1 protein-coding gene and 1 pseudogene are annotated in these 840 nt (G+C 71.8%); both read left to right on the top strand.

Annotated elements, in window-relative coordinates; genetic code table 11:
• On the top strand, positions 1-191 hold a 191-nt coding region (locus tag IH13_RS0108490), incomplete at its 5' end, for a hypothetical protein (RefSeq protein WP_158791106.1).
• Positions 191-840 (top strand): annotated as a pseudogene (locus tag IH13_RS0108485) (BREX-2 system phosphatase PglZ); the annotation flags it as partial. The gene IH13_RS0108490 and the pseudogene IH13_RS0108485, both read left to right, overlap by 1 nt.

The following is an 840-nucleotide window of genomic DNA, read 5'->3' as shown; positions in this document are numbered from 1 at the left end:
CCGCCTACGTGGTCGAGCCGACCCGTCTGGAGGCGACCCTCGCCGCCACCGTCGACGGCCTCAGCAGCGAGATCCGCACCTACCTGGCCGCGCACCCCGGCACCCGTGCCCGGGTCACCTGGCAGCCTGTGGACGGGGCCTCGGACGAGACCGGTGCGGGCCACAAGGACGAGACGGGGACCGACGACTGATGGCACAACTGCCGCAGGTGGGACGGCGCACGATCGAGGCGATGCTCGACCGGCACGCCAAGAAACTGGCCGAGCACAGCCTGCTGCTGGTCCACGGGCGGTACGCGGCCGGTTCCGCCGCCACGTTCACCGCCGAGGTGGGGGAGCGGACCCGGCGCGTCACCGTACGTGACGAATCCTCCGTCCTCGGTGTCCTCGACGCATGGCACACCCATCGCGAGGAGGCCGCACCCGGCGACCTGCTGGTCGTCACCACAGGAGTGGACGACGACGACCTCGGCTGGGACGTGAGAGGACATGCGGTGCACCGCCGGACTCTCACCGTCGAGAAGGCGGGAATCGTCATGCAGCGCTTCGGGGCCGCCGGCCTCGATATGCGCATGTACCGCGAGGACTGGTTGCTGCAGGCGCTGGTCGATGCCGAACCCACCGGCCAGGGGTGGCCGCGCACCGCAGGCGTCCTGACCCGGGACGCCGCCCTGCGGGTCCTGGTGACCGAGCGGCTCGGCCTCGGACATCCTGACCTGTCGCCCACGTCCGCAGGGCCTGCCGTGGATGCCGACGCGTTGCTCGCCTGGTCCCGCACGCCGGCCGGCCCCCGACGTTTCGCCGAACTGGCCGGCACCGAACGCGCGGAGCTGAAGGTATG

The sequence above is a fragment of the Streptomyces sp. NRRL WC-3549 genome (genome assembly GCF_000721935.1).
GTDB lineage: Bacteria > Actinomycetota > Actinomycetes > Streptomycetales > Streptomycetaceae > Streptomyces.
Note: the sequence above shows the minus strand (reverse complement) of the source record. Positions and strands in the feature narration are given on the sequence as shown.